The sequence below is a fragment of the Methylobacter sp. BlB1 genome (assembly GCF_015476545.1).
Lineage (GTDB): Bacteria > Pseudomonadota > Gammaproteobacteria > Methylococcales > Methylomonadaceae > Methylobacter.
The window spans coordinates 1-8,546 of record NZ_JADMKV010000108.1 but is presented as its reverse complement, the minus strand read 5'-3'; the positions used below and the strand labels follow the sequence as shown (position 1 = coordinate 8,546).

Here is an 8,546-nt window from a genome sequence, read left to right as displayed (position 1 = left end):
GCGTTGCTGCTGCCAGGAATCGTAAGGGGTTTTGGTGAAATCATTGGCCATGGAAATCCTTCTCACTGACGGGTGTTGATACTAACCGATGAACAGAGTTGGCGCTATAAAATACCCCTGCCAGACACACAACTTGTGCGCGAACTCTAGCACAACATTAAATTCCAAGACAAATATTCTGTTACACATCTTGGCTGTTAGAATGGACACATACCGGCGATGCCATCCAGAAGTCTACGGCACCTCATTCCAACTCATAATCTCCACCCTGTAACCAACCCGTCATCAAACCTTTAACTTCCTGTAACAATGAAAGCGTATGGTAGCGCCATCGCAACTTTATTATGGTCGTTATCATGTCAATACACTACCGATCAGTCTGGATTTCAGATACGCACTTGGGGACTAGAGGCTGTAAAGCCGAGCAATTGCGGGATTTTCTCGCTCATGTCGACTGCGAGACGTTATATCTGGTCGGCGATATCATCGATTTGTGGAAATTCAGGAGCGGTTTTTACTGGCCGACCCTGCACAGTGAAATCGTACAGCTGGTGCTGAGCAAGGCCCAGCAGGGCACTCGCGTGATTTATATCCCCGGCAATCACGACGAACAATTCCGCAAGCATGTCGGCATGCATTTCAACGGCGTCGACATTCGGCTCAATGCCGTGCATGAAACGCGGGACGGGCATCAGTTTCTGGTGTTGCACGGCGACGAATTCGACAGCATCATCTGCCATAACAAGGGCCTGGCTTATATAGGCGGCGAAGCGTATGAAGTGTTGCTGGTCATCAACCGCTGGTTCAACAATATCCGCTCGATGCTGGGCTACGGCCACTGGTCACTGTCGGCGTTTTTGAAAAATAAGGTCAAAAACATCGTCAGCTTTCTAGATAACTATCAGCACGTCCTGAGCCTGGAAGCGCAGAAACGGCACGTTGACGGCATCATTTGCGGCCACATCCACCATGCCGATATCAGGCAAATGGAGTTCGGCAAAACCTACTGCAATTGCGGCGACTGGGTGGAAAGCTGCACAGCCCTGGTCGAGCATGACAGCGGCCGGCTGGCGCTGGTCAGCTGGCAGGAAGAAGGCCAGACGCTGCTTGAGCGGGAAGGAACACTTGCACCGGTTTATGCGCGGGCGGCTTGATCCGTGCTCAGAAAATCTCTCTTGATGACGACCGGCAGTGTCGTCTTTGTGGTGGGAATGATCCTGTTCCCGCTGCCGGTTCCGTTCGGCTTGCCGATTATGATAGTCGGTCTCTCTATCATGCTCAAAGCCTCCAATGATGTGAAACGATTGATCATTCGGCTGTTTAAACTTCACCCTCGGACAGAAAAACTGTGGCGCAATGCCCGCTCGTTGCGCCGCTTGTCGCCTCTCAAATCGATCAGCAATAAATTCTGAATACAGCCTGCGCACAGAGGCTAGAATTCATTGCCGGCGCTTATCTTCTCCAGGAGCACTGCTGCCTTTCCGTGCAAACCGGCAGTAGCTCCTTCCGAAGGACATGGCTGCGCAAAATGGCCGGCCTCCAGGTTAAGTCCATCAGATTTGTGCTCGCGCAGGTGCAAATTCACTTGTGCCCCAGAAGGTATTCAGACTCAGCTACGGAAGTACGATGCGGATGCCAGGTAGCGTTTCAGATCAAGTTGAATGAATTCGACCCTACTCCCACTATCCGCCTAAAGCCTGACATCTGCCCTGAATCGAATGCCGACAATCGGCAATTTCACTCCGTCAATACTTTCACAAAAATGTCATTTTCCTGTCATGCAATGTTCACGGGCCGGACACATAACTGACATGTTGACCGCTTATTGTAACGCTGTCTTTTATTTCACCCGTTGATGACACATGAAAAATATAGATGCAGCAGTACAAATTAAGCCGGCCAAGCGATTGGAATGTTTCGTTACCCGTTCAGAGGAGTTGATAAGGCAAGCCCAGGTTTTGCGCTACCGGGTGTTTGCCGGGGAAATGGGCGCCAGACTCAAGTCCGCTTCGGAAGGGGTCGATCATGATGAAGTGGATGACTACTGTGAGCATTTGGTGGTATTCGATAACGTCACTCACAAAATCGTCGGCTACACGCGCCTGCTGAATCAATATCAGGCCCAGCGGCTGGGCCGGTTTTATTCAGAAAGCGAATTCGATCTGGATCAGGTCCTGACATTGCCTGGCCGTTTTTTGGAAATCGGGCGAACCTGCGTCGATCCGGATTATCGCGGCAGTGCGGTATTGACCACGTTGTGGACGGGACTGGTGCAATATGCGCTGGAAGGCGGCTTTAACTATCTGCTGGGCTGCGCCAGCATCACACCCGGCCCCAGCGGTTTTGCCGTCGATGCGGTTTACCGCAGTATCGATATCAGAAACAGGGCCCCGGCTTCAATGCAGGTTCGCCCTAATGTGCCGGTCCCGGCGCACTGGCGGTGCGAGCGCGATGAATCGGGCATTCCGCCGTTGCTGAAAGCCTATTTGCGCTTCGGCGCGCTGGTCTGCGGCGAGCCGTGCTGGGACGAGGACTTCAATTGCATGGATTTATTCGTGCTGCTGCCGCTGGATCAGCTGCAGGCGCGCTACAGCAAACATTATATGAGAGATTATCAAGAGACTCATGGCGATCGTTGTGCGGCTGTGCTATAGGCTTTTCCTGATCATTCTGCTATTCGGTTATGGCCTGATCATTGCCACGGGCATTTTTCCGGTCGTCAACTGGCTGTGCCCGGTAGAGGATGCCGGAAACAGGCGCGACAAGCTGAAGATGCACTGGCTCAGGCTGTTCAGCCATATTCTATGCCTGGATATAATCGTTGAAGGCGACTTGCCCAGGCGCGGCACTTTGCTGGCCAGCAATCATATCTCCTGGCTCGATATCATCGTGATCGGCCGCTATCTGCCGGCTTATTTCGTCGCCAAAAGCGACATTTCCGGCTGGCCCGTCGTCGGCTATCTAGCCAGACAAGCCGGTACGATCTTTATCCGGCGCGGCGATAAGCGCCGTATCCAGGCAACGGCCAAAGCCATGGCCGAGCTGCTGAAAGACGGCCGCAGCATCATCGCCTTTCCCGAAGGCACTACCACTTGCGGCGATGAGGTCCTGCATTTTCATTCGTCGCTGTTTGAGCCGGCCCTGGCGATGCAGTCGGCAATTCAGCCCGTGGCGCTGCAATATCATGGCGAAGCCAGGCTGCAGGCGCCTTTTATTGGCGATGATGCGTTCGTGCCGCATTTGATCAGGATGCTGGCGCTGGATAAAATCGAAGTCCGGCTCAGTTTTCTGTCTGTTATTGAAGGTGTCGACAACACGCGCCATGCCGTCGGCATCGAGGCCAGAGACCGCATAGCGCGGAAGCTTGGCGTTAAGCATCCGCTTGAGCCGTTGGCCATTGATAAAAAGCCGCAAATTGCCGCCTGATGGGTACTGTTAATTTTCCGGAACTCGAGCAGGTCAACCGCATTATCGAGCAATTAGGAGACCGGGCGAATGTCGAGGTGGTGGAGCGGATTCAATACCGGGACTACGAGTTCCCGATCCATTGCATCACGCTCGGCTCAACCCGTCCCGACGCGCCCGCGCTGGCTTTGTTCGGCGGCGTGCATGGCCTGGAAAAAATCGGCTCCGAAATCATCCTGTCCTATCTGCAGAGCATCAGCCAGCTCATGGACTGGGACGAAGGGTTTCAGGCGCGCCTTGAGAGATCACGGCTGGTATTCGTGCCTGTCGTGAATCCTGTCGGTATCTGCTTCGGCACGCGCTGTAACGGCAACGGCGTCGATCTAATGCGCAATTCGCCTGTGGAAGGCGAAGGCGCCACGCGCATTTATAGCGGCCACCGGTTGACGCCCCGGCTGCCCTGGTACCGCGGCGATGTATTGAACATGGAGAAGGAAACCCGGGCGGTCTGCCGTGTCGTGGACCAGCAGTTGTTCAGCGCGCCTCTGTCCATCGCGCTGGATTTGCACTCGGGCTTCGGCATTCAGGATCGGTTGTGGTTTCCCTATGCCGGCTGCAGAACACCGTTTGCCTTCATCGCCGAAGCCCTGGCTTTAAAGGAACTGTTCGATCGCTGCTATCGGCATCATGTATACAAAATCGAGCCCATGTGCCTGGAATACGTGATCAACGGGGATTTATGGGATTATCTGTTCGACGGTTTCTGGCGAAAGTATGGTGATCAGCGCCTCTTCATGCCGTTGACGCTGGAGATGGGCTCATGGCTCTGGCTGCGTAAGAGCCCTCTTAATTTATTCTCGCGGCTGGGCTGGTTTCATCCGATATTGCCGCATCGACAGCAACGCATTTTCCGCCGGCATTTCATGCTGTTCGACTTTCTCCACCGCAGCCTGCTTTATCCGAAGCACTGGACGCATTTGGATGAACGGGAAAAAGCTCTCTATCGAAAAAAAGCGGTAAGTCTCTGGTATGAATGAGCATCTGGGGCAAAACTGGATACTGTTGCGCGGACTGAGCCGCGAATCGGCGCATTGGGGCGACTTTGTGCCCCTGCTGCAGACGACTTTCCCTGATGCCAGAATAACGGCGCTGGATCTGCCCGGCACCGGACGTTACTACCGGGAAGTCAGCCCGGACACGATCAGCCAAATCACGCACAAGGTGCGCGCACAGGCGCAGCAGGCAGGCCTGCTGCAAGAACCGGCAACGGTGCTGGGGTTGTCATTGGGCGCGATGGTCGCCTTCGAGTGGATGCTGACGTACCCGGGCGATATCTGCGGCGCGGCGCTGATCAATACCAGTTTCGCTGGTTTAAGTCCTTTCTATCACCGGTTGCGCTGGCAGAGCCTGGTCAGGCTGGCTGCGCTGCTTCTGAAGCGCAATCTGCGCGAGCGTGAGTCGGCGATTCTGGCTTTGGTCAGCAACCGGGCCCGGGATGAACGGACGGTGACGGCCTGGGAGAACATACAGCAGGAGCGGCCGGTCAGTCTGAAAAACAGCTGGCGCCAAATCCGGGCTGCCGCCAGCTATCGGCCCTGCGGCCTGCGGCCCGAGCAATCCGTTTTATTGCTGAATGCCTGGGGCGACCGTCTGGTTTCGCCGGAATGCTCAGTCGACATCTATCGAAAATGGCGCTGGCATTATTGCAGCCATCCCTGGGCCGGCCATGACCTGCCGCTGGATGATGGAGCCTGGGTGGTGTCTCAATTACGAGAGTGGGTCGCGCAAAATTGAAGGGTTGTTGATTCGCGCCAATTTATACTTCGGACATGGAAGACAATAAAAAACCGCCTTCGGATTGCCCGGAAGGCGGTTATATTGTTGGCAATAATGGGTGGTATTTATGCCGCAGATTGAGCGTGTTTGCGATTAAAACCCATCAGTCCCACTAATCCAGAGCCGAATAACCAAACTGCGGCTGGTACAAGAACATTCGATACCTCATTTAAAGCAATATCATCTACAAGAAAATTATTGCCAAAACCAAGCCTCAACTCATCAATAAGCCCCGATTGAGCTCCATAAAATTCATAAATACGGCGTCATCACTTATCTAAGAATAATGGCGCATGAAGAAGGCGGCCGGCCAAACAGCACGTAATGAACATCGGTAGTCAGACCGGTGCTGGGCGCTGTGGCCTTGTTGACCGCCCAGCCGAAGGCTGCGAACAAGTTACCTGGATCCGACCTGGACGGCGTTGCCTGCCGAATTGTCACATAATCTCCGTAACGGGTCGTGCCGGCATTGCTGCCTGTCGTGCTATAGGCGATGAAATCACCCCAAAATCCGACCACATGGTTTTCGTAGTATTTGCTATTACCCCCATATTCGAACGAAAGACCCACTTCGCCTGTGCAAGCATTGGTCGCCAGTGCCGGATAAGCGAACGCATAATCATTATTCCAGATCTGCACTTGCCTGACCTTTTTGAAGTCATTGTTTCGGTCGAATGTGACCATCTCCACGTGTGCCTGCTTGAACCTGCTGTCCGTCCCAGCGCTCCAGGCGAACCAGAGTTGATTGCCTACTCGCGTAGAGCCGATTACGCCATTTTTTGGAAATGAATTACCTCCCTGCCCGTTAAAGTTCTTAGCCAACCAGTCGCGCCCATCCGGCGTCAATGAGGTCGGCGCATTATTGGCCCAGCTGGAAATGCCGCGGTCGCGCCAGAAGTAAGTATTTGAGTTTTCCTTTAGCGAAAAAATCCGCATATTGCTGTTCTTGTTGTGTCCGGCCCAGAAAATCTCATCGCCTGTATTTTGCGTCAAATGACTGCCCCACGCCATTGACGCTTTGGCGGGATCGGTGTAGCCGATGGTGATCGTGCCAGCGCCCTGCAGGGAATTCGTTCCGCTGAGCGGCACCCGTGCGACCTGCAATCCATCTTTACCATTCCAGCTCAGATAAAGAAAATTGTTGCCGGCGGATAAGTCCGGATAATCCAATCCGACACCTGCCGCTCCAAAAAGAGCTGGCGTGAGATTCCAGTAAGTCCAGGCAGTGCCGTTGCTATTGATGATGGCGCTTGGACTGGCTATTGCCAAGCGATAGCCAGTCCCTTGTAGCAGCCAGACAAAGCGATCGATGCTCGGCACATATTGGACGATTTGGTCGCAACAGAACCCTATTGCGTCATCAGGGAAAATTTTCGTTGGATCCAGCGCTTTAAAATTGATTCCATCCGTCGAATAGGCCGCGCTCCAGTTCGCCGTAGCAAAGACTACGCCTCCGCCGGTCACAGCACCACTCGGTTCCGCACAGGCGGCCAGGGAGTCTCCGCTGCAGCCAACACCGGCCGAAGTAAGACCTAAGCCGCTGTTGAAGACAAAATCAATGGCCGGCGGCCCGCCGACGAGCCCTATTTGATCATTTACAACGCTGGGCATTGATCCGGGCGCTTTTTGAACATTGGTACCGCTGGACACTGGCCCATCGAGCGGTATGAATGGGCCTGTCGGTACTGTCCAGCCTTGTCGATTGACATTAGTGCCAAATTTGGGCGGGCGGCTTGGGAACCTGCCGCCGGTTACAGAGGCGCTCTTCACAGTGGCCGTTTTCAAATCGGCGCTGCCTGGCGCGGCTGGAGGGATAGTCAAGTCTTCATTCACGGTAAAACAGTAGGTCGAAGACCCTCTGGTAGAAGCAGCAGAAGGGCCTGCGGTATAGGTTCCGTCCACAGTGAGCGTGTAGCTTCGGCCTGGGGCAAATGGCATACCGGCACCTGAAAAATTAGCGTTAAGAACCGCAGAGCGATTTGCCGGTATCGTGCCCAAGTTGCGGGGTAAAACAGGTGAAGTTAAGTTGCCGCCATTCAGAGAGATCGAGGTGACTTTCACATCCTTTGCAGCGATCGCCCCTTCATTAACAATATTGACAGCCGACAAAAGCGAGCCCGGGGATTCCAAGCTTACGCCTGGCGCTCTTGCTGACAGTTCCAAAAATGATGCCGCGCATTGCAAAGTGATGTTCAAAAAGCTGCCTGGACTTGATGCAAGCCGTACCGCAAGAACATTCCGGCTGCGGAGTGTCACGGGGCGAACGATGCTATTGCTCTGCCGGTTAAAATCGGACGGACCGATGATCGGCGAGCCATTGAGGAATACCGAAGCACTGCTCACGCGATTACTGCCGTTAGCCGCTCCGTTAGCCACAACGATTTGGCATGGCGAATTGCCGCAGCGCGCGAAATTTTTTGTAATTGTCTCCGGTGCGCCTGTGGATCGCGTGAACTTTTGGGGGCCAAAAACAACAGTGTAGGGCGCAGCGTTGGCAGCAGCCAGCATCAGAACCAGCGGCACCGTTAGAACGCAACGCTTTAAAAAACATATTGTTGCCATGACAAACTCCACAGATAAAGCGTTGTTCGCTAATCTGCGCCAAACAACGCAATAAACGGTTTAGCCTTCTATTTCGGCTTTCTTTTCCTGCGTATTGGCCTTTCCTTTACTTTGGCCTTGAGGAAAAATGTTTTTTTAAAGTAGGGAGAAAACCGCCGCCGTCCCGAGGATTAAGCTTGTAAATTAGCGCCCTCTTTATCCACTTTCGGTTGCCATTTTTTATCAAGCTGAAAATAAGCCGTTGATAAAGCATTAACAAAATAATGGAAATTAATGCTAGCCAGTTCGGCACCCTGATTCCCACATCGTTATGCATAATGGCAACTGCTGATGCTGAGCCTAATCGGTTTCCCATTATTTTTATTATTCATCCTTTTGATTGAATTTTCTATTCGTGCCATTACTGTCTGACTTAGCAGGTACTGGCTTGATTATTTGAATTATGTATTGAAAGATTGTCTAATCGCTTCCAGATCAGGCCCTGTCAAAGTGCATAAACATCTTATGGAATAACGGATCTTTTCTGAGTCATGATTATGAATGGAGCCCTAACTCACTCATGGAAAGGATCAATAGTTAAAGCTTCAGTGTAGAAGAGCCCCTATAGGGGTGTTAAGTTTTATTACCTTGCTGTTCAGATACCTTCATACCAGTATTATCCAAAGATAAAAAAGTGAATAGCTGCTATGTGCCATTATGTGAAGTTTCCTTTTATGTATAGCGGTGTTGCCGCGAGCGAGATG

The 8,546-nt window shown here is 52.8% G+C and carries 7 protein-coding genes; 6 read left to right on the top strand and 1 reads right to left on the bottom strand.

Annotation, left to right across the window (positions count from 1 at the left end; all coding sequences use genetic code 11):
• Nucleotides 1-356: 356 nt before the first annotated feature.
• From IT781_RS21055 to IT781_RS21030, 6 genes are all read left to right on the top strand, one after another.
• Nucleotides 357-1,154: a UDP-2,3-diacylglucosamine diphosphatase gene (locus IT781_RS21055; RefSeq protein WP_194972138.1), complete on the top strand. Its 798-nt coding sequence runs from the start codon at nt 357-359 to the stop codon at nt 1,152-1,154.
• Between the two features lie 24 nt (nt 1,155-1,178).
• Nucleotides 1,179-1,412 (top strand): hypothetical protein, encoded by a 234-nt coding sequence (locus IT781_RS21050; RefSeq protein WP_194972139.1) that lies wholly within the window; start codon nt 1,179-1,181, stop codon nt 1,410-1,412.
• Nucleotides 1,413-1,862: 450 nt separating this feature from the next.
• Nucleotides 1,863-2,654 carry a GNAT family N-acetyltransferase gene (locus IT781_RS21045; RefSeq protein WP_194972137.1) on the top strand — a complete coding sequence of 264 codons (792 nt, stop codon included), beginning with the start codon at nt 1,863-1,865 and terminating at the stop codon, nt 2,652-2,654.
• Nucleotides 2,626-3,426: a 1-acyl-sn-glycerol-3-phosphate acyltransferase gene (locus IT781_RS21040; protein WP_194972136.1), complete on the top strand. Its 801-nt coding sequence runs from the start codon at nt 2,626-2,628 to the stop codon at nt 3,424-3,426. Before IT781_RS21045 ends, IT781_RS21040 begins: the two co-directional genes overlap by 29 nt.
• The gene (locus tag IT781_RS21035) at nt 3,426-4,442 is read left to right on the top strand and encodes a M14 family zinc carboxypeptidase (protein WP_194972135.1); all 1,017 of its coding nucleotides are present in this window, start codon (nt 3,426-3,428) and stop codon (nt 4,440-4,442) included. The genes IT781_RS21040 and IT781_RS21035 overlap by 1 nt, the downstream gene beginning before the upstream one ends.
• Nucleotides 4,435-5,199: an alpha/beta fold hydrolase gene (locus tag IT781_RS21030; RefSeq protein WP_194972134.1), complete on the top strand. Its 765-nt coding sequence runs from the start codon at nt 4,435-4,437 to the stop codon at nt 5,197-5,199. Before IT781_RS21035 ends, IT781_RS21030 begins: the two co-directional genes overlap by 8 nt.
• 315 nt (nt 5,200-5,514) lie before the next feature.
• Here the strand turns inward: IT781_RS21030 and IT781_RS21025 are convergent, their stop codons facing one another.
• Nucleotides 5,515-7,803 carry a hypothetical protein gene (locus tag IT781_RS21025; RefSeq protein ID WP_194972133.1) on the bottom strand — a complete coding sequence of 763 codons (2,289 nt, stop codon included), beginning with the start codon at nt 7,801-7,803 and terminating at the stop codon, nt 5,515-5,517.
• Nucleotides 7,804-8,546: the final 743 nt, after the last annotated feature.